Origin of the sequence: Streptomyces sp. NPDC058045 (assembly GCF_042885635.1) — a bacterium.
Lineage (GTDB): Bacteria > Actinomycetota > Actinomycetes > Streptomycetales > Streptomycetaceae > Streptomyces.
Genome location: NZ_JBHVRR010000003.1, coordinates 7,671 through 29,605, shown reverse-complemented (window position 1 = coordinate 29,605; position 21,935 = coordinate 7,671). Strand labels below are relative to the sequence as shown.

Below are 21,935 nucleotides of genomic sequence, written 5' to 3'. Positions count from 1 at the left end.
CCTTCCATCAGCTCAGGTCACTCTCGAACTCATCGATCTCGTCCTGCGAAAGCGCCAGCAGGGACACATCGGAGGGGGTGAGGCCGCCGGATCCGGGGCGGTCGGCGAGTGCGGCCAGCCGGGTCAGGGCGCCGGTCCACAGGTCCGCCAGGGCACGGATCTCGCGTTCTTCGAAGAGGGCGCCGGGCCAGGACCAGACGGCGAGCAGCCGCACCCCGTCGGGCCGTTCCCGCGCGACCACACTGAGCGTGAGGGCGTGGGCGAGGGGGCGCAGGTGGTGGCCGCCGCTGCCGAGGGGTTCGACGGCCTCCGGGGGCGCCGCCCAGTCCTCGGCGCGGTCGGCGCTCCCGGCCGCGGCGTCGACGCGGCCGAGGTAGTGGAAGCCGATCTGCGGCTCCCGGAAACCGGCCAACTCCGGCCCGGTCACCGGGTTCAGATGCCGCAGCAACCCGAACCCCAGTCCCCGGTCCGGCACCCCCCGCACCTGCTCCTTCACCCGCTTCAACGCCGTCGCGTCGTCCCCGTCCGGCGGTCCCGGGTCGACCACCACCGGATACAGACTGGTGAACCACCCCACCGTCCGGGACAGGTCCAGCCCGTCCACCAGATCCTCACGGCCATGCCCTTCCAGCCCCACCAGCACCGCACTGGCCGCACCGAGGCCGCGCTCGGCACGCCACCGGCCGACCGCCGACCCCAGCGCCGTCAGCAGCACCTCCTCCGCACCACCGTGGAACAACCCCGGCACCCGCCCCAGCAGGGGCTCCGCCAGGTCGTGCGGCAGTGTGGTGGTGAAGCTGCGCGCGGTGCCGGCGGTGTCCACCTTCGGGTCCAAGGGGCGCTGGGAGAGCAGCGGGTCCGCGGACTCCAACATCGAGCGCCACAACGGGAGTTCGGCCGTACGGCGCTCGCTCAGCGCCTCCTTCGCCAGCTCCGCCGACCACCGCCGGAACGAGGTGCCCACCGGTGCGAGTTCCGGTTCCCGGCCCTCGGAGAGTGCCTGCCAGGCCTCCTTGAGGTCCTCGCGCAGCACCCGCCAGGACACCGCGTCCACCGCGAGATGGTGCACCAGGACCAGCAGCCGCCCGGGCCGCTCGGGACCGGCGTCGAACCAGACGGCCCGGACCAACTCCCCCGCTTCGGGCGAGAGTTCGCCCTGCACCCGGGTCTGGGCCGCCACCACCGCGGCCATCAGCTCGCCGGGTGCCGTCCCGGTGGCGTCGATACGGCTGAGCAGGGCCGCGGCATCCACCGAGCCCCGGGGGGCGACCGTCAGGCGCCGTCCGCCGGGCTCGTCCAGCAGCCGGGCGCGGAGGATGTCGTGGTGGTCGAGGACGGCCCGCAGTGCGCCCGCGAGCCGCTCCTCGCCGGCCCCGGCCGGGACCTGGAGCAGCGCGGCCTGGTGCACCTCGCCCGTGGGGCCGCCCCGCTCGTAGAGGTCCGACATGACCGGTGTCAGGGCGAGTTCACCGATCCCGTCGTCGGTGGTGCCGCTGTCGGGGCCCTCGGCGGGGCGGGCGACGCGGGCGAGGGCGCGGGGGGTCTTGTGCTTGAACACATCGCGGAGGCTGAGGCGCAGGCCCTGGGTGCGGGCGCGGCCCGCGAGCCGGATGGAGATGATGCTGTCGCCGCCCAGGGCGAAGAAGTCGTCGTCCGGACCGACGCCCTCGACGCCGAGCAGTTCACCGAACAGGGCGGCCAGGACGCGCTCCCCCTCGGCGGAGCCCTCGGTCGGGCTCTCACCCGGCACCGGCTCGGTGTCACCGGTGTCCGCGGCCCCGGTGGCGGTGGGTTCCAGTGCGTCGCGCAGGGTGGACCACCAGGCGGTCAGCGGCTCGTCGTCGGTGCGGGCGGGCTCGCCGGTCCCGTCCGCCAGGGCGTGCAGCACCGTGCGGAAGCCCTCGGCCACCGCCGCGGCATCGGCCTCGGTGAACAGGTCCGGACGGTAGCCGAAGCCGCAGTGCAGCTCGTCGCCGGAGAGTCCGGCGTCCAGGGTGAGCGGGTAGTGGGTGGCGTTGTTCATCTCCAGGTCCACCGCGCGGACCCCGGTGTCGCCGCCGAAACCGGCACCGTCGGCCGGGATGTTCTGGAACACCAGCAGGGTGTCGAAGAGTTCGCCCTTGCCGGTGGTCCGCTGGAGGTCCACCAGCCGGATGTACTGGTGTGCCGTCAGATCCAGTTGCTGCTCCCACAGGCCCGCCAGTACGGAGTCGGCCGGGGCGCCCGGCCGGAGCCGCATCCGGACCGGGAGGGCGTTGATGAACATCCCGATCATCCGCTCCACGCCCGGGACCTGGGGCGGGCGCCCGGAGACGGTCGCGCCGAACACCACGTCGTCCCGGCCGGTGAGCCGGGCGAGCAGAATGCCCCAGGCGGACTGCACGACCGTGTTCATGGTGATGCCGTGGCGGGTGGCGAGCGCGCCGAGCCGGGCGACCAGTTCACCGCCGAAGGTGACGGACTTCTTCTCGGTCGCCACGGCCGCCCGCTCGGGGTCCGCGGGCGCGAGCAGGGTGGGCTCGACCGAGTCGTCCAGCACCCGCCGCCAGGCGGCCTCGGCCTCCGACCGGTCCTGCTCCCCCAGCCAGGCCAGGTAGTCGCGGTACGGGTGGGCCGGGGGCAGGTCCGCCGGGTCGCCGTCGGCGGCGTAGAGCCGCATGAGTTCGTCCAGCAGGACGGGGGTGGACCAGCCGTCCATCAGCAGATGGTGCAGGGTCAGGACGAGGCGGGCGCGGCCGCCGCCGAGGCGCAGCAGGGCGCAGCGCAGCAGCGGGGGGCGGCCGGCGTCGAAGCGCTCGGTGCGTTCGGTGTGCATCACCCGCCGCACCTCCGCGTCCTGCGCACTGTCGTCCAGTCCGCTCAAGTCGGCCTCGGACCACGGGAGTTCGATCTCGGCGGGGATGAACTGCACCGGCTGGGAGAGGCCCTCGTGGGCGAAGCCGGCGCGCAGATTGGGGTGTCGTGTCAGCAGGGCGGCGACCGAGGCGCGCAGTGCCTCCGTCCGCGGGTCGCCTTCCAGGTCGAGACCGAACTGGACGGTGTACACGTCCGGTTGGCGCCGGTCGTACAGGGAGTGGAAGAGCAGTCCCTCCTGGAGCGGGGCCAGCGGCAGTACGTCGGCGAGGCGCCCGTCCTGTTCGAGGAGGTCGATATCGGGCTGGGTCAGCCGCACCAGCGGGAAGTCCGAGGGGGAGCGTCCGGCGCCGGGGGCCTCGGTGGCCAGGGTACCGGCGAAGTGCCGCCAGTCCTCGGCGAGTTCCTCGATCTCGCCGGGGGCGAACAGCGCCTCGGGCCAGGACCAGCGGGCCACCAGGCGCGGCCCCTCGGGGGTGTCGTCCACCCGGGTCTGCACATCGAGGGCGTAGCCGACCGGGGTGTCGGGGGCTTCCCCGGCGACGGGGAGGACGGCGCCCGCCGCCTCCAGCGGCACCGAACCGTCCGGGTCGGGCGCCCGGAAGGCACCGAGGTGGGCGAAGCGGATCCGGGGTGCGGGGAGCCCGGCGAGCAGCGGCGCGGTCTGCGCGTTGAGGTGTTTCAGCAGGCCGTAGCCGGTGCCGTCGCCGGGCTCGGCGGCCAGGGCGTCCTTGGCCCGTTTGATGTGCCCGGCCACGGTGCCACCGGTCTCCCCGGCGCCGAGCGGTACGGGGCGGACGGTGGTGAGGGGGCCGAGGGTGCGCCGCAGCGCGGGGTCGCTGCGGCCGTCGTACGCCGCGTCGACGGTGAGTCCGGTGCCGCCGGGCAGGCCGCGGCGGGTGCGCCAGCGGTCGGTGGCCGCGGCGAGCACACCGAGCAGTATCTGTTCGGTGCCGGTGGTGAAGGCCTCGGGCGCGATGGCGAGCAGCGCCTCGGACTCGGCGGCGCCCAGGGTGAGTTGGTGCTGCCGCAGGGTGGCCGCGGTGTCCCGGCCGGGGTCCGGGGCGCCGGCGGGCGGCAGCGCCGGGGCACCGAGCCGCCGCCTCCAGTCCTCCAGTTCCTCCACCAGCGCGGGTACGGCGGCCGCGGCGGCGGTGCGTTCGGCCCAGGCCCGGTAGGTCATCCCCACGGGCTCCAGGCGCGGGGTGCGGCCGGACGCGGTCTGCGTCCAGGCGGTGCGCAGGTCCTCGACGAGGACGCGCCAGGAGGCGGTGTCCGCGGCCAGGGCGTGCACCGCGAGCAGCAGCCGGTGCGCTCCGCCCGGTCCGCCGTCCAGCCACACCGCACGCAGCATCACACCGTCCTCGGGTGCCAGCGCGGCCCGGACGGCACCGGTGTGGCGGGCCACTTCGGCGGCCAGCCGGTCCGGTCCCGCGCCGGACACATCGACCCGGTCGAGCAGTGCGGCGGCGGTGAGTGCGCCGCGCGGCCGGGCCTCCAGGTCCCAGACCAGGTTCCCGGCCCGCCGGGTGAGCCTGAGCCGCAGGGCGGCATGGTGGTCCACCAGTGCCTGGAGCACGGTGTGGAGGGTGGCTCCGGCGGTGTCCGGGGGCAGCGCCAGAACGGCGGTGGACGCCGCCTCCCCGGGCCTGCGTACCCGCTCCCGCAGGGCGTGCACGGCCGGGGTCAGCGGGACTTCGCCGGCCCCGGCGTCCGCCCCGCCGGCCGCCGGCTCCGCCGGTTCGTCCAGTCCGGTGGCGGCCGCCGCGAGGTCCGCGACGGTGCGGTGGCGCAGTACGTCCGCCGCGGTGAACTCCAGCCCGGCTTCCAGGGCGCGGCTGACGAGTTGGATGGAGACGATGCTGTCCCCGCCCAGCGCGAAGAAGCCGTCGTCCGGGCCGACCCGCTCCACCCCGAGCAGTTCCCCGATCAGCTCGCAGAGCAGGCGCTCCTTGGCGCTGCCCGGGGCGCGGCCCTCGGAGCGGCCGCCGAGGTCGGGCTCGGGCAGCGCGGCGCGGTCCACCTTGCCGTTGGGGGTGAGCGGCAGGGTGTCGAGGACGGTGTAGAGGGCGGGCACCATGTACTCCGGCAGCCGCTCGGCGAGCCGGGTGCGCAGCGCCTCCGGGTCGGGGTGCGCACCCTCGGCCGGGACGACATAGGCGGCCAACTGCCGCCGCCCGTCCGCCGCTTGGTGCACCGTGACGGAGGAGCGGGCCACCTCGGGGTGGCCGTCCAGGGCGGTTTCGATCTCGCCGGGTTCGATCCGGAAGCCGCGGATCTTCACCTGGTCGTCGGCGCGCCCGGCGAACCGCAACTGGCCGTCGGGTTCCCGGCACACCAGGTCCCCGGTGCGGTACAGGCGCTCCCCCGGCCCGCCGAAGGGGTCGGCGACGAAGCGTTCCGCGGTGAGTGCGGGGCGGTCGAGGTAGCCGCGGGCCAGTCCGTCTCCGGCGAGGTACAGCTCGCCGGTGACTCCGGTGGGCACGGGGCGCAGGAAGGCGTCCAGGACATAGGCGCGGGTGTTCCACAGCGGGGCGCCGATGGGCGGGCGCACCCGGCCGGACTGGGGGCGGCTCATGGTGGCGCAGACAGTGGTCTCGCTGGGCCCGTAGACGTTGACCAGGGTGCGGCCGCGGGACCAGTGGTCGACCTGGTCGGGCGGGCAGGCCTCGCCGCCGACCGCGAGGGCGCGCAGTGCGGGCAGTTCGGTGTGCGGCAGGGTGGCGAGGACACCGGCGGTGAGCTGGACATGGGTGACCCGGTGCTGGTCCAGCAGCGCGGCGAGTTCGGCTCCGGCGCGGGCGCGGTGGCCGTCGGGCAGGACCAGGGCCGCGCCGCTGAGCAGGGTCATGGTGAGGTCGCCGATGGAGACGTCGAAGCTCGGTGAGACGGCCTGGAGGACGCGGCTGGTGCCGTCGACGGCGAGGTTCTCCGCGTGGCAGGCGGCCATCCCGCCGATCCCCCGGTGGGTGACCACGACTCCCTTGGGGCGGCCGGTGGAGCCGGAGGTGTAGATGAGGTACGCGGCGTGGTCCGGGCGTAGCGGCGCGGTGCGGGTGCTGTCGTCGGGGTCGGTGTCCGGTGCGGCGGCGACGGCGGCCAGGACCTCGGCGGAGTCGGCGTACAACACCGGTGTGCCGTCGGGCAGTTCGGGGCCTTCGGCGGTGGTGACGACCAGGGCCGGGCGGGCGTCGCCGATCAGGTGGGCGAGGCGCTCGGCGGGGTGGCCCGGGTCCAACGGCACATAGGCGGCACCGGACTTGAGGACGCCCAGGGTGACGGCGAGCCATTCCGGGGAACGCGGTACGGCGACCATGACGTACTGCTCGGGCCCGGCGCCGAGGGCGGTGAGGTGGTGCGCCCACCGGTTGGCGCGGGCGTTGAGTACGGCGTAGGTGAGGTGCTCGTCCGCGGTGATGACGGCGGTGTTCCCGGGGGTCTTCGCCACCTGCTCCTCGAAGAGGGCGGGCAGGGTGGCCTCCGGCGTCTTGCGGGCGGTGTCGTTGCACTCGGTCAGTACCCGGTGCAGCTCGCCGGGGGGCAGCAGGTCGATCCGGGCGAGCCTGCGGTCCGGGTCGTCCGCGACCGCGGCCAGCAGGGCGGTGAACCGCGCCGTCAGGGACTCCACGGTCGACCGGTCGAAGAGGTCGGTGCGGTAGCTGACCAGTCCGCGCAGTCCCGCCGGGCGGCCCGCGGTGTCGTGCTCCTCGGCGAGTTCCATGCCCAAGTCGGTTTTGGCGGAGGTGAGTTCGATCTCGGCGGGCCGGATGTCGAGGCCGGGCAGCGCCAGGGCGGGGGCGGTGTGGTTCTGGAAGGCGAGGAACACCTGGAACAGCGGGGTGTGCGCCAGTGAGCGGGCCTCCTCGCCCAGGTCATCCACCAGGTGCTCGAAAGGCAGGTCCTGGTGGGAGTAGGCCGCCAGGTCCACGGCCCGCACCCGCGCCAGCAGTTCGGCGAAGGTGGGATCGCCGGAGGTGTCGGTACGCAGCACCAGGGTGTTGACGAAGAAGCCGACGAGTTCCTCCAGGTCCTCTTCGGAGCGGCCCGCGACCGCCGTCCCGACGGGGATGTCGGTACCGGCGCCGAGGCGGGTGAGCAGCGCCGCGAAGGCCGCCTGGGCCACCATGAACAGGCTGACCTGGTGGGCACGGGCCAACTCGCCGAGCCGGGTGTGCAGTTCGGCGCCGATGTGGAACTCCGCGGTGGCGCCGTCGCCGGTCATCTCCGCCGGACGCGGCCGGTCCGCCGGCAGCTCCAGCTCGGCCGGCACTCCCGCCAACGTGGCGCGCCAGAAGGCGAGTTGGCGGGCCGCGACGCTTTCCGGGTCTTGGGGGTCGCCTAGGAGTCCGCGCTGCCAGAGGGTGTAGTCGGCGTACTGCACGGGCAGCGGGGCGAAGTCGGGTGCGGTGCCCTCGCGCCGTGCGGTGTAGGCGCGGGTGAGGTCGCGGGCGAGCGGGGCGTTGGACCAGCCGTCGGACGCGATGTGGTGCAGGGTCAGCAGCAGGACGTGGTCCCGCTCCGCAACGGTGAACAGGGTGGCCCGCAGGGGCGGTTCGACGTCCAGCCGGAAGCCGCGGGCGGCCTCCCGGCGCAGCGCCTCGGGCAGTTCCTCCGGTGTGGTGCGGACGGTGTCCAGGGTGACGGGGGTGTCCGCCGCGTCGAGCACCTGCTGCCGGGGGCGGCCCCCGGTGTCGGGGAAGACGGTACGCAGGGTCTCGTGCCGGGCCACCACATCGCCGAGGGCCGTACGCAGCGCCGCCGTGTCGAGGTCGCCGGTGAGCCGGATGCCGAGCGGGATGTTGTAGGCGCCGGACCCGCCGGCGAGCCGGTCCAGGAACCACAGCCGGCGTTGCGCCGAGGAGAGCGGCACCTCTTCGGGGCGGGTCCCGGCGGCCAGTCGGGGCCGGTCGCTGCCGCCCGCGGTGATCCGGGCGGCGAGCAGTGCCGGGGTGGGCGCCTCGAACACGGCGCGGACGTCGACCTCGGCGCCGAACGCGGCGCGGACCCGGCTGAGCAGCCGGACGGCGCTGAGCGAGTTGCCGCCCTGCTCGAAGAAGTGGTCGTCGACGCCCACCGCGGGCCGTTCCAGTACCTGGGCGAAGAGCCCGCAGAGGATCTCCTCCTGCGGGGTGCGCGGGGCGCGGACGGCGGCGGCCGGGGTGAAGTCCGGTTCCGGCAGGGCCCGTTGGTCCAGTTTGCCGTTCGGGGTGAGCGGCAGCGCGTCAAGCACCACCACCGCGTCCGGCACCATGTACTCGGGCAGCACGGCGGTGAGCCGTTCCCGTAGCTCCCGACCGTCGGCGGGGTGTCCGGCGGCGGGTACGGCGTAGGCCACCAGCCGCCCGCCGTCCGCGCCCTCGCGGACCACCACGGCCTGTGCGGTGACACCGTCCAGGGCGGCGACGGCCGCGGTGACCTCGCCGAGTTCGACCCGGTGGCCGCGGAGCTTCACCTGGTCGTCGGCGCGCCCGGCGTAGACGAGATTCCCGTCGGGCAGCCGGCGGGCCAGGTCGCCGGTGCGGTACATCCGGGAGCCGGCGGGGCCGTGCGGGTCGGCGGTGAAGCGCAGTGCGGTGAGGTCGGGGCGGCCGAGGTAGCCGCGGGCCAGGCACGCGCCGGCGAGATACAGCTCGCCGGTCACCCCGGTCGGCACCGGGCGCAGCGCCGCGTCCAGGACCTGGGCGCGGACGTTGCCCTGGGGGCGGCCGATCGGTACGGGGCCCGCGGGGAGCGGGGTGCCGGGATCGATGCGGTACTCGGTGACGTTGACGGTGGCCTCGGTGGGGCCGTACACGTTCCAGACGGTGGTGTCCGGGTGCCGTTCGCGCCATCCGGTGAGCGCCTCACCGAGCAACGCCTCGCCGCCCAGCAGGAGTTCACCGGAGGGCGAGTAGGCGTCGGGCAGTGCGTCGAGCAGCGGCAGATGGCTGGGGGTGGCCTTGAGGAAGGTGACGGGGGCCGCGGCCAGCCTGGCAGAGACCGCGGGGTCCTCCTCCAGCGGAGCCAGCAGCACCGTGCCGCCCGCGACCAGCGGAGTGAACAGCGCGGTGACGCTGAGGTCGAAGGCGACCGGCGAGTGCAGCAGCGCCACCCCGGCGGCGGCGGGGTAGGCGCGCCGGGTCCAGCCCAGGTAGTCGGTGACGGAGCGGTGGGTGACGACCACGCCCTTGGGGCGGCCGGTGGAGCCCGAGGTGTAGAGGACATACGCGGGGTGGTCCGCGGTGAGGGGCCGACGGCTTCCGGTGTCTTCGCCGGTGGGGTGGGCGGCGGTCGCGGGGTCGTCAAGTACCCGTATTGGTACGTCGGTTGGGGGCAGTGCGGGGGCGGTGGCGCGGTCGGTGAGCAGGATCAGGGGGCGGGCGTCGGCCAGGATCAGGGCGAGGCGCTCGGCGGGGTGCGCGGGGTCGAGCGGCACATAGGCGGCGCCGGACTTCAGGACCGCGAGGAGGGTCACGACCAGTTCGGCCGAGCGCTCCATGGCGACCGCCACAAAGGTCTCGGGTCCGGCTCCGGCGGCGGCCAGAGTGCGGCTCAACCGGTCGGCGCGGGCGGCGAGTTGGGCGTAGGTCAGCTCGGTGGTGCCGTCGGCGAGGGCGACGGCGTCCGGGGTGCGTGCCACCTGGGCGTCGACCAGTTCCGGGACGACCGCCGCCGTCACGGGTGCGGTGGGGCCGGCGGCATCGGCGGTCAGGCGCCGGGTTTCCTCGTCGTCCAGCAGCCGGAGCCGGCCCACCGGGGTGTCCGGGGCCTCGGCGAAGGCCTCCAGGACGCGGCGCACCGCGCGCACGGCGCCGTGCACCAGTTCCCGGTCCACCGCCTCAGCGCGGTAGTACCAGTTGAGGACGGTGCGCTGCTCGTCGTGCAGCACGACCATGCCGAGGGGGTAGTGGTTGTCGCCCTTGGTGTCCACCTCGGACAGGGTCAGCCCGTGGAGGGTGTGCCCGTCACCGGTGTCGTCGGCGGGGAAGTTCTCGAAGACGACGGCGGTGTCGAACAGCGTGTCCAGGCCGGTGAGTTGCTGGAGGTCGGCCAGCCCCAGGTGGTGGTGGGCCAGCAGGTCCACCCGCTGTGCCTGGACGGCCGCGAGGGTGTCCGCGAGGGAGGCGGCGAGGTCCACCCGGACCCGTACCGGAAGGGTGTTGCTGAACAGGCCGACCATGGACTCCACGCCGGGCAGCTCCGGCGGGCGCCCGGACACGGTCTCACCGAACAACACGTCCCGGCGGCCGGTGAGTTGGGCGAGGACCACCCCCCAGGCGCCCTGCACCACGGCGTTCATGGTGAGGCCGCGGGTGCGGGCCGCCGCGGTGAGGGAGGCACTGAGCGGGGCGGGGAGTTCGTCCACGATCCGGCCGGGCGGCGCGGTGGCGGCGCCGTCCGCCCGGGGTGCGATCAGGGTGGGCTCGTCCACCCCGGCGAGCGCGGCGCCCCAGGCCTCCTCGCCGGCGGCCCCGTCCTGGCCGGCGAGCCACTCCAGGTAGTCGCGGTAGGGCGCGGCGGGCGGCAGCGCGGAGGCGTCGCCGCGCTGCCCGTACAGGGCGAACAGCTCACCGGCGAGTATCTGCGCCGACCAGCCGTCCAGCAGCAGATGGTGGGCGGCGAAGAGGAGCCGGTGGCGGTCCTCGCCGAGCCGGATCAGGGTGAAGCGCAGCAGCGGGGGCCGCGCGGGGGCGAAGCGGTGGGCGCGTTCGGCAGCCAACAGCCGGTCCAGTTCGGCTTGTTGGGCGTCCGCACCGAGTGCGCTGAGGTCGACGACCTGCCAGGGCGGTTCGACCTCGGCGGGGATGAGCTGGACGGGGGCGCCGGTGGTGGTGCGGTCGAAGCAGGCGCGGAGGCTGGCATGGCGGGTGAGGAGCCCGGCGACGGCGGCCCGCAGTGCCGCGGTGTCCAGGGCGCCGTCCACGTCCAGCGCCATCCGGGTGATGTACACGTCCTCGCCGTGCCGGTCGTACTCGGTGTGGAAGAGCAGGCCCTCCTGGAGCGGGGACAGCGGCAGGAGGTCGGTGAGGGGGCCGCGGCCGGAGCCCAGGCGGTCGATCTCGGGCTGGGTGAGGTCGACCAGCGGCAGGTCGGAGGGGACCAGGCCGCCGGGGCCGCTCTCGGCGCAGGCGGCGAGGCCGCGCAGGGCGTCGAACCAGGCGGAGGCGAGCCGCCGCACCTCGGACTCGGTGAGCAGGGCACCGGGCCAGGTCCAGGTGGCGGTGAGGCGCGGCCCGTCGGCGTGGGTCTCGGTGACGGCGTTCGCGGTGACGGTGTACGGCAGCGGGGTGGCGGGGTCCGCTCCGCCGCCGAGCCCGCCGTCGTCCGAAGTCCCGATGCGCCCCAGGTAGTTGAAGCCGATCTGCGGCTCGGGGAACCGGGCCAGGGTGACCGCGGTACGCGGGTTGAGGTGGCGCAGCAGTCCGTAGCCGATGCCGTTGTCGGGGATGGCCCGGAGCTGCTTCTTGACCGCCCGCAGCGCCCCGGCGAGTTCCGGGCCGCCCGCGGTGAACTGCTCGGCGGTGAGCGGTCCCGGGTCCAGGCGCACCGGGTAGAGGCTGGTGAACCATCCGACGGTGCGGGACAGATCGGCCCCGTCGAGGAGGTCCTCCCGGCCGTGGCCCTCCAGCCCGACCAGGACGGAGGAGGCCTCGCCGCAGCCCCGCGCACGGCGCCAGTCGGCGACGGCCAGTGAAAGGGCCGTCAGCAGCACGTCGTTGACGGAGGCGTTGAACACGGCGGGGACCTTGCCGAGGAGGCGTTCGGTGAGGTCGGCGGGCAGCCGCAGGGTGAGGTGGCCGGCGCTGGCGAGGGTGTCGGTGCCCGGGTCGAGGGGGCGTTCCGTCAGCAGCGGGTCGGGGCCGGACAACACCGAGCGCCACAAGGGGAGTTCGCGTACCCGGTCGGGTTCGCCGGCGGCCGCGGTGAGATGGCGGGCCCAGCGGCGGAAGGAGGTGCCGACCGGCTCCGGGGTGAAGTCGGCGCCCTCGGCGGCGGCCGTCAGGGCGGCGGAGACCTCGGGCAGCAGGATGCGCCAGGACACCCCGTCCACCGACAGATGGTGGACGACCAGCAGCAGCCGGCCGGGGCGGCCCGTGCCCGCGTCGAACCAGACGGCCTGCACCGGGCGGCCGTCCTCGGGGGCGAGCCGGTCCTGCGCGGCGGTGAACTCCCGTTCCGCCAGGGCGTCCAGGGCCTCCCCCTCTACTCCGGCGGCGTCCACCCGGCGCACCGCCTCGGCGGCCGGGACACTGCCGGGCGGGGTCACCTCCAGGGCCCATTCGCCGATGTCCTCGATCCGCGTCAGCTTCAGCCGCAGCGTGTCGTGGCGGTCCAGCAGGGACTGCACCACGGCGGTGACCCGGCCGGTGTCGAGTCCGGCGGGGGCCGGCACGGTCATGGCCTGGCTGAACCGGGCGGTGGGGCCGCTGTGTTCACGGAACCAGTGGATGATCGGGGTCAGCGGGACGCCGCCCACCCCGTCCGGGGCGGCACCGCGGGCGGGTGCGGCGGCGGTGTCCTGGGCCGCGGCGGCCAGTGCCTCCACGGTGCGGTGGGTGAAGACCTCGCGCGGGGTGAGGCGCAGCCCCGCCTTGCGGGCCCGGCTGATGAGCTGGATGGAGGTGATGCTGTCGCCGCCCAGCTCGAAGAAGCTCTGGTCGGCGGCGACCCGCTCCACCCCGAGCACCTCGGCGAACAGCCGGCACAGCAGCTCCTCCCGCTCCCCCTCGGGGGCGCGGCCCCCGGCCTGAGCGGGCAGCGGCGCGGGCAGCGCCTTGCGGTCCAGCTTGCCGTGCGCGGTGAGCGGCAGCGCGTCCAGGGCGACCACCAGCGAGGGCACCAAGTACTCGGGCAGCCGCTCGGCCACCCGGGCGCGCAGCCCCTCGGCGTCGAGACGCGCTCCCCGGGCGGGCACCACATAGGCGACGAGTTGCCGTACGCCCTGCTGCGCCTCGTGGACGGACACGGCGGCCCGGTCCACCTCCGGGTGGCGGGCCAACTCGCTCTCGATCTCGCCGAGTTCGACCCGGAAGCCGCGGATCTTGACCTGGTCGTCCGCACGGCCGACGAACTCCAACTGCCCGTCGCCGCCGAGCCGCACCACATCCCCAGTGCGGTACATGCGCTCGCCGGGGGCGCCGAAGGGGTTGGCGACGAAGCGCTGCGCGGTCAGGCCGGGGCGGCGGAGGTAGCCGCGGGCGAGCCCGGCGCCGGACACATACAGCTCGCCCTCGGTACCGGGCGGCACCATCCGCAGTGCGGCGTCCAGGACATGGACGCGGGTGCCCCGCACCGGGCTGCCGATGGGCGGCGGGGTGCCGGTGCCGGTGAGGGGTGCGCTGATGGAGACGACGACGGTGGACTCGGTGGGGCCGTAGGCGTTGACCATGCGCCGCCCCGGCGACCAGCGGGCCACCAGTTCGGGCGGGCAGGAGTCGCCGCCGACGATCAGGCAGGAGAATCCGGGGAGCCGGGCCGCGGGCACGCTGGCCAGGGCGGCGGGCGGGATCAGGGCGTGGGTGATGCCGCGGTCCGCGATCAGCTCGGCCAGCGGCTCACCGGCCAGCGCCCCGGGCTCGGGTACCACCAGGGCGGCGCCGGAGGTCAGCGCCATGCACAGTTCGAGTACCGAGGCGTCGAAGCTGGGCGAGGAGAACTGGAGCACCCGGCTGGAGGCGTCGACGGCGAACCGCTCGCGTTCCGTCGCGGCGAACGCGGCGAGACCGCTGTGGGTCACCACCACGCCCTTGGGCACACCGGTGGAACCGGAGGTGTAGATCAGATAGGCGGGCGCGGACACCGGCACCGGAACAGCGGGCACCCCGGCCGTACCGCTGTCCTCGGCGCCGTCGACCAGCAGGACGGCGGCCCCCGAGTCCGGTACGGCGCCGCGGTGGGCGGCGGTGGTGAGGACGGCGGCGGGCCTGGCGTCCTCGAACATGAACGAGACGCGCTCGGCCGGGTAGTCGGGGTCGACGGGCAGATAGGCGGCACCGGCCTTCATGACGGCGAGGGAGCCGATCACGGACTCGGCACTGCGGCCGAGGACCAGTGCCACGGTCTGCTCCGGCCCCACGCCCGCCCCGGCGAGGCGGGCGGCGAGGGCCGCGGCGCGCGCGTCGAGTTCGGCGTAGCTGAGGGTGAGGGCGGCGGACTCCACGGCGACGGCGTCGGGGGTGCGGGCCGCCTGGGCGGCGAACAGCTCGCAGAAGGTGGCCCGCCCGGTGTCCTCCTGCTCGGCCCGCGATCCGCCCGTCAGCCGGGCCCGCTCGTCCTCGGCGAGGAGGTCGAGACCGGCGACGGTGCGGTCGAGGTCCTCCGCCACGGCCTGAAGGATGCGCAGCAGGCGGCCGCCGATCACCTCGACCTGGTCCCGGTCGAACAGGTCGGGGCGGTAGTTGAGCAGCAGCCGCAGCCGTCCCTCGTACACATGGGAGACCAGGCAGAGCGGGTAGTGGTTGGCGTCGAGGACGTCGAAGCCGTCGATGGTGAGGCCGCCCGCGAGGTCGCGCAGGCGCTGGAGGTCGAACGGGAAGTTCTCGAACGCGACGTAGGTGTCGAAGAGTTCGGGGTGCCCGGAGAGCCGGTGGATGTCGCGCATCCCGGTGAACTGGTGGTCCGTCATCCGCAGGTGCTCGCTCTGGAGCCCGGCGAGGACGGACCGCAGCGAGTCGCCGCCGGAGAGCCGGACCCGCACCGGCAGCGTGTTGATGAGCATCCCGACCATGCGTTCCACGCCGGGCACCTCGGGCGGGCGGCCGGAGACCACGGTGCCGAAGACCACATCGTCCCGGCCGGTGAGCACGGACAGCAGCAGCGCCCAGGAGCCGTGCACGGCGGTGGAGAAGGTCAGATCGCGGGCCCGCAGCCGGGCCGAGAGCGCCTCGGTGCGCTCCTCGGACAGCTCCAGCGTGTACTGCTCGGGGTGGACCACCTCACGGGCCGGGTCGGACGGCACCAGCCGGGTGGGCGCGTCGATCCCGGCGAGCGCCCCGCTCCACGCCTCCTCGGACGCCTGGTGGTCCTGCCGCACCAGATACGCCAGATGCTCGCGGAACGGGGTGACCGGCGGCAGCCCGGAGGTGTCTCCCCCGGCCGAGTACACCTGGAGCAGTTCACCGAGCAGCACCGAGGTCGACCAGCCGTCCAGCAGGATGTGGTGGAAGGTGATCAGCAGCCGGTACGCGTCGTCGGCGAGCCGCACCAGCCGGTAGCGCATCAGCGGCGGCCGGGCGAGGTCAAAGTCATGGGCCTTCTCCTCGGCCTGGAGCGCGGCCAACCGGTCCGCGGTGCCCGGCGCGTCCCGCCCGCCCGGTGTCCGCAGGTCGGTCTCGGCCCAGGGCACCTCGACGTGCGGGGCCACCACCTGGACGGGGCGGCTCTGCCTGGGGTGCAGAAAGCCCACCCGGAGGTTGGCGTGGCGGTCCAGCAGGGCCTGGGCGGCCGATCTGAGCGCCGCGGTGTCCAGGCCGCCGCCGAGGTCGAGGACGACCTGCACGGTGTACACATCGTCGCCGGCCTCGTCGTACAAGGCGTGGAAGAGCAGCCCCTCCTGGAGCGGGGACAACGGAAGGATGTCCTCGGGACCCGACTTCGTCATTGCAGCGTCCTCCACTCGGCTTCAAGGCCGTCGATCTCGTCTTGGGAAAGCTCCACCAGCGCCAGGTCGGAGGGGGTGCGGCCGCCGGAGTCCGGGCGCTCGGCGTGGTGGAGCAGTGCGCGGACGGCGCGGTACCAGGTGTCCGCGAACTCGCGGACCTCGGGTTCCGGAAGGAGCCGTCCCGGAAACGTCAGTCGGGCGGTGAGGCGCGGCCCCTCGGGGTGGTCCCGCACCAGGGCGTTGATCTCCAGCAGGTGGGACAGCGGCAGGTCGGCGCCCTCGGCGAGCACCACGTCGCTCTCGGGCGCGGTGTCCCACGGGCCGCCGCCCGAACCGGGGGCGCGGCCCAGGTAGTTGAAGAGCACCGGCGCCTCGGCCAGGGCGGCGAGCGGGGATTCGGTGCCGAGATACCTCAACAGGCCGTATCCGAGGCCCTCTTCGGGCACCGCGCGCAGTTCCTCCTTGACGGTGCGCAGGGCCTGACCGGCGGCCGGGCCGCCCTCCCACAGCCCGTCCCAGTCGGTGACCCGGGGGTCGAGGCGGGCGGGGCGCAGGGTGGTGAACCAGCCCACGGTGCGGGAAAGGTCGAGCCCTTCGGCGATCTCCTGCCGCCCGTGGCCCTCCACATCGACGCGCAGGCCGCTGCCACCGGCGAGGTGTCTGGGGGTGCGCCAGTGGTCGGCGGCGACGGCGAGCGCGGTCAGCAGCACCTCGTGGACGCCCGCGTTCAGCGCCGCGGGGGCCCGCCGCACCAGGGCCTCGGTGTCCTCGGCGGACAGCACCCTGGTGAGGTGCCGGGCGGCGAAGGCGGTGTCCTGGGCCGGGTCCGGGCGGCGTTCGGTGAGCGCGGGGGCGGGTTCGCGGAGGATGTGCGCCCAGAGCTGCTCCTCTCCGGTACGCCCGGCGGCCTGCTCCTGGAGGAGTCGTGTCCAGCGGCGCAGCGGGGTGCCGACGGGGGCGAGCGAGGGTTCCTTCCCGGCGGTCACCGCCTCCCACGCGGACCGCAGATCGGGCAGCAGCACGCCCCAGGAGACACCGTCCACGACGAGGTGGTGCGCGGCGAACAGCAGCCGCCCGGGAGCCTCAAGTCCCGCGTCGAACCAGACCAGTTGGACCATGGTCCCGGCCGCCGGGTCGAGGCGGTTCCAGGCCGCGCGGGCCTCCCGGTCGAGGACGGTGTGCAGGGTGTCGCCGTCCGCTCCGGCGATGTCCACCCGGTGCACCAGTCCACCCGCTTCGACGGCGCCGGGCGGGGGGATCTCGTAGGTCCAGCGGCCTCCGTCGACGGGGCGGTTGAGTCGGGTGCGGAGGGCGTCATGGCGGTCGAGTACCGCCTGGAGTGCGCCGGTGAGCGGGGGGACGCCGAGGGCGGGCGGGGCGAGCAGGAGGACCGACTGGTGGAAGCCGTCGGCGGGGCCGCCGCGTTCCTCCAGCCAGCGCATCACCGGGGTCGGGGACAGCGGGCCGGAGCCCGGGGTGTCGTCGGCCCGGTCGGCGGGGGCGGTCTCGGTGAGGTGGGCGGCCAGGGCGGCGACCGTCTTCAGCTCGAAGACGTCCTTGGGTGAGAGGGCCAGCCCTCTGCGGCGGGCGCGGGCGACGAGCTGGATGGAGACGATGCTGTCGCCGCCCAGCTCGAAGAAGCTGTCGTCCAGACCCACCGCGTCCCGCCCGAGTACCTCGGCGAAGAGTGCCGCGACGGTCTCCTCGGTCGGGGTGCTCGGCGAGCGGGCCTCGGCCTGGGCGGCGAACTCCGGTGCGGGCAGCGCCCCCCGGTCCAGCTTGCCGTTCGGGGTGAGCGGCAGCGCGTCGAGGAGCACCACGGCGGACGGCACCATATGGGCGGGGAGTCGGGCGGCGGTGCGGGCGAGGACCTCGTCGGGGGTGGGGCGGGCGCCGGGTGCGGGGACCGCGTAGCCGACCAGTCTGCGGTGGCCGGGGACGTCCTCGCGGACCGCGGCCGCGGCGTGCGCCACCCCCGGGTGCCGGGCGAGGACCGCCTCGATCTCGCCGGGTTCGATCCGGAACCCGTTCAGCTTGACCTGGTCGTCGACCCGCCCCAGATACTCCAACTGCCCGTCGCGGCGCCACCGTCCGAGGTCCCCGGTGCGGTACATCCGGGCACCGGCGGGGCCGTACGGGTCGGCGGTGAAGCGTGCGGCGGTGAGGGCGGGGCGGCCGAGGTAGCCGCGAGCGAGCCGGCCGCCGCCGAGGTAGATCTCGCCGGGCACCCCGGGCGGTACCGGGTGGAGCGCCCGGTCCAGGACGCGGACGGAGGTGTCCGGCATGGGCCGGCCGATGGGCACCGGGCCGCCGGGCACCGCGTCTTTGGGCTCCAGCCGGTACCGCACACAGCCGACGGTGGCCTCGGTGGGGCCGTACTCGTTGACGACGGCGACGCCGGGGCGGTGGCGGCGGAGTTCGGCCACGGCCTCACCCAGCAGCATCTCGCCGCCGACGACCAGTTCACCGGTGGGGCTGAACTCCTCGGGCAGGACGCCGAGGAGCGCCAGATGGGCGGGGGTCGCCTTGAGGAAGGCGGGCCGCGGTGCGCCGGTGGCGGGGCCGTCCAGGGCGGTGACGCGGACCGCGCCGCCGCTGATCAGCGGGGCGTACAGCGAGGTCACGGTGAGGTCGAAGGAGACCGGGGAGTGCAGGAGCGTGCCGCCGGCGACGCTCGGGTAGTAGGTGCGGGCGTCCTGGAGGTAGCCCGCGAGCGAGCGGTGCTCCACCACCACGCCCTTGGGGCGGCCGGTGGAGCCGGAGGTGTAGATGACATAGGCGGGGTGGTCCCCGGTCAGCGGCTGGACACGGTCGGCGTCGGTGGGCGCGGTGCCGGGTCCCGGATGCTCCGCGGCGGGGTCCAGTACGGGGAGGCCCGCCGGTACGGCCGCCCGGGTGCCCGCCCCGGCGACGACCAGTGCGGGCGCCGCGTCGTCGAGCATGTACGCGATCCGCTCCGCGGGGTACTCGGGGTCGACGGGCACATAGGCGGCGCCGGACTTGGCGACGGCGAGCAGGGCGACCACCAGGTCGGCGGAGCGCGGCAGCAGGACCGCGACCCGCTGCTCGGGGCCCGCGCCCGCATCGATCAGGGCGTGCGCCAACCGGTTGGCCAGGGTGTCGAGTTGGCCGTAGCTGAGGACGCGGTCGCCGTCCCGGAGTGCCTCGGCGTGCGGGGTGCGGGCGGCCTGCTCCTCGAAGAGGGCGGGCAGCAGGGCCCGGGGCGGGGCGGCGGGGGCGGTGCCGAAGTCGTCCAGCAGGGTGCGGCGTTCGTCCGCGGAGAGCAGGTCGATGCCGTCGACTCGGCACTCGGGGTCGGCCGCGAACGCCTCCAGCACCCGCAGCAGCCGGACGCTCATCGCCTCGGCGGTTGACCGGTCGAAGAGGGCGGTGCTGTACTCCAGCCGCCCACCGATGCCGTCCGGTGCGTCCTGGCCGGTGAGCCGCTCGTCGAAGCCGAACAGCAGGTCCATCTTGGTGACCCCGGGGTCGACCTGCTGCGGCGCGGTGACCAGTCCGGGCAGCTCCAGGGTCGACTCGGCCGGCTTCTGTACGTCCATCATCACCTGGAACAGCGGGTTCCGGGAGAGTGAGCGGTCGGGGTTGAGGGCCTCCACGACCTGCTCGAACGGCAGGTCCTGGTGGGCCTGCGCGGACAGCGCCATCTCCCGGCCGCGCCGCAGGAGTTCGGCGACGGTGGGGCTGCCGGAGACATCGTTGCGGAAGACCACCGTGTTGACGAAGCAGCCGACCAGGTCGTCCAGCCGGGCGTCACCGCGTCCGGCGACGGCGCTGCCGAGGGGGATGTCCTCCCCGGCGCCGAGCCGGCTCAGCAGTACGGCGACCGCGCTTTGGAGCACCATGAACAGGCTGGCCCGTTGGGTGCGGCCGAGTTCGGTCAGCCGCCGGTGCAGGTCCGGTGCGATCTCGAAGCGGACGATGTCGCCGCGGTTGTCCGGCTCGGCCGGGCGGGGCCGGTCCGAGGGCAGGTCGAGTTCCTCCGGCGCACCCGCCAACGCCTCCTTCCAGTAGGCGAGTTGGCGGCCCAGCCGGCTGTCCGCGTCGTCCTGGTCGCCGAATTCGGACTGCTGCCAGAGGGTGTAGTCGGCGTACTGGACGGGCAGCGGGGCGAAGTCGGGTGCCCGGCCCGCGGTGCGGGCGGTGTAGGCGTGGCCGAGGTCGCGGGCCAGGGGTGCCAGTGACAGCCCGTCGGCCACGATGTGGTGGAGCACCAGCAGCAGGACGTGGTCCTCTTCACCGAGCACCAACAGCCTTGGGCGGACGGCGAGTTGGGTGGTGAGGTCAAAGCCCTCGGCGACGACCCCGGCGACGGTGGCGGCCAGGCCCGCCTCGTCGGCGGCCCGCTCGGTGAGTACGGCGCGGGCGGCGGCCTCCTCGGGGGTCAGGATCTGCTGCCGGGGCCGCCCGTCGCTCTCCGGGAAGACGGTGCGCAGACTCTCGTGGCGGGCGAGGACATCGCGGAGGGCGGTGGCGAGCGCGGGCCGGTCCAGGCGGCCGGTGAGCCGGAGCGCCAGGCCCATGTTGTAGGCGCCGCTCGGTCCCTGGACCCGGTTGACCAGCCAGAGCCCGTGCTGGGTGAGGGAGAGCGGCAGTTCCCCGGGGCGGTGGGCGGCGGGTTCCAGGGGGCGGTGCCGGTCGCCCGGGGTGTCGAGCCGGGCGGCGAGCGCGGTGACCGTCGGCGCCTCGAAGACGGTGCGGATGGGGAGTTCGGCGCCGAACTCCTCCCGGATGCGGCTGAGGAGGCGGATCGCGGTGAGGGAGTGGCCGCCGAGTTCGAAGAAGTTGTCGTCCATCCCGACACCGGGCACCTTGAGCACCTCGGCGACCAGCCCGCCCAGGGTCCGTTCCCGCTCGGTGCCCGGTGCCCGGTAGGCGGCGCGCCGCGGTTCCGGGTCCGGGGTGGGGGTGTCCCGCTCCGGGGGCCGCCAGCCGGGCGGGGCGGTGAGCGGGACGGCGTCCAGGGGGGTGCCGGGACCGGCCGCGGCGAGGGCGTCGAGGAAGGCGGCGAGCGCCTCGGCGTGCCCGGTGAGGGACTCCTCGGTGTAGAGGTCGGCGTTGCCGTGCAGGTCGATGAGGAATCCCGCGCCGGGGGCGCGGTTGTCCACCACCAGCGACAGGTCCTCCTCGGGGCCGATGGAGAAGCCGCGTACGGTCGCCGGGTGCCCGGCGAAGGCGAGTTGCCCGCCGTACATCAGGAGGTTGACCTCGGGGCCCCAGAGCCGTTTGCGGGCGCCGACCATGCCGAGGTCGCGGTGGATGGACTCATAGCGGTACCGCTGGTGGCGCAGGGCCTGGTGGATCTCGTCGCCGACCGAGCGCACCAGGCCGGCCACGGTGGTGCCGGGGCCGGTGCGGATGCGCAGCGGGAGGGCGTTGGACACCATGCCGGGGGTGCGGCGGGCGGCGGCGGTGGGGCGGGCCGCGGCGGCGAGTCCGAGGACGAGGTCGTCGGCGCCGGTGAGCCGCCCCAGATAGGCGGCGATCCCGGCGACCACCACGGCGGGCCAGCTCGACCCGGTCTCCCGGGCGAGCGTGCGCAGTGCCTCGGCGCGCTCCGGGGTGACCTCCCCGGCGCGCCGGACGTGGTCGGTGGGGACGCCCCGGGGCGGCCCGGCCAGTCCCACAGGTGCGGCGAGCGAGTCGAGGTGCTGGCGCCAGTGGTCCGCGTCGGCGGTGGACTGAGGTGAGGCCCGGTAGGCGGTGTCCAGGTCGACCAGGTCGCGCAGCCGGCCGAAGCCGGACGGTTCCGGTTCCCGTCCGGCCGCCAGCGCGGTGTAGACGGCGGCGACCCGGGAGACGATCAGGGACCAGCTGTAGCCGTCGACCAGGATGTGGTGCACCCGGCTGAACCAACTGTGCCGGTCCTCGGCCAGGGTGAGCAGCCCGAAGGTGAACAGCGGCCCCTCCGCCGGGTCGACCGGGGTGCGCACCCGCTCCAGCATCCACTCCTCGGCGGCCGCGGCCGGGTCGGGGGCGGTGCTGACGTCGACGGTGTGCAGCCGCCAGTCGAGGTCGTCCACCACGGACTGCACCGGGCCGGCGGGTGAGTGGTGCAGCCGTACCCGCAGTGCCTCCGCGTCGTCCACGGTGCGGCGCAGGGCCCGGTCGAAGAGCGCGGTGTCGAGGGGACCCGATATCTCCACGCACTCGGAGATGCTGTACATCGGGTTTTCCGGATTCACCTGCTGGGCCAGCCACATTCCGTACTGAGCGGCCGTCAGCGGCAGTTGGAGTCCATTCTGATCGGCCATTTACCCACTCCGATTGGCTAGGCGCGTCAATACCCGGAAAACGCCCGCCGGGCAGGGGGCGTTGACGACGACGCGGCCCACACTACGAATCAATTCCCGTCCGCCATGGGACTCATGGAAAACTTCGATGCGCTCACGGGGCCATATCGAAGAATGCTCATCGGTCTTTACACGGAACGCGCGAGCGCCCCGTCCGGACGGACGGGGCGCTCGGTACGAGAAGGCGCGCG

The 21,935-nt window shown here is 74.6% G+C and carries 2 protein-coding genes; both read right to left on the bottom strand.

Features of this window, described 5'->3' with window-relative positions; all coding sequences use genetic code 11:
• Positions 1-7: 7 nt before the first annotated feature.
• A complete protein-coding gene (locus tag ACFVST_RS03105; protein ID WP_390146300.1) occupies positions 8-15,433 on the bottom strand; it encodes an amino acid adenylation domain-containing protein in 15,426 nt (5,141 codons plus the stop codon).
• Positions 15,430-21,705, bottom strand: coding sequence for an amino acid adenylation domain-containing protein (locus ACFVST_RS03100; protein WP_390146298.1), 6,276 nt, complete (start codon positions 21,703-21,705; stop codon positions 15,430-15,432). The genes ACFVST_RS03105 and ACFVST_RS03100 overlap by 4 nt, the downstream gene beginning before the upstream one ends.
• Positions 21,706-21,935 lie beyond the last annotated feature (230 nt).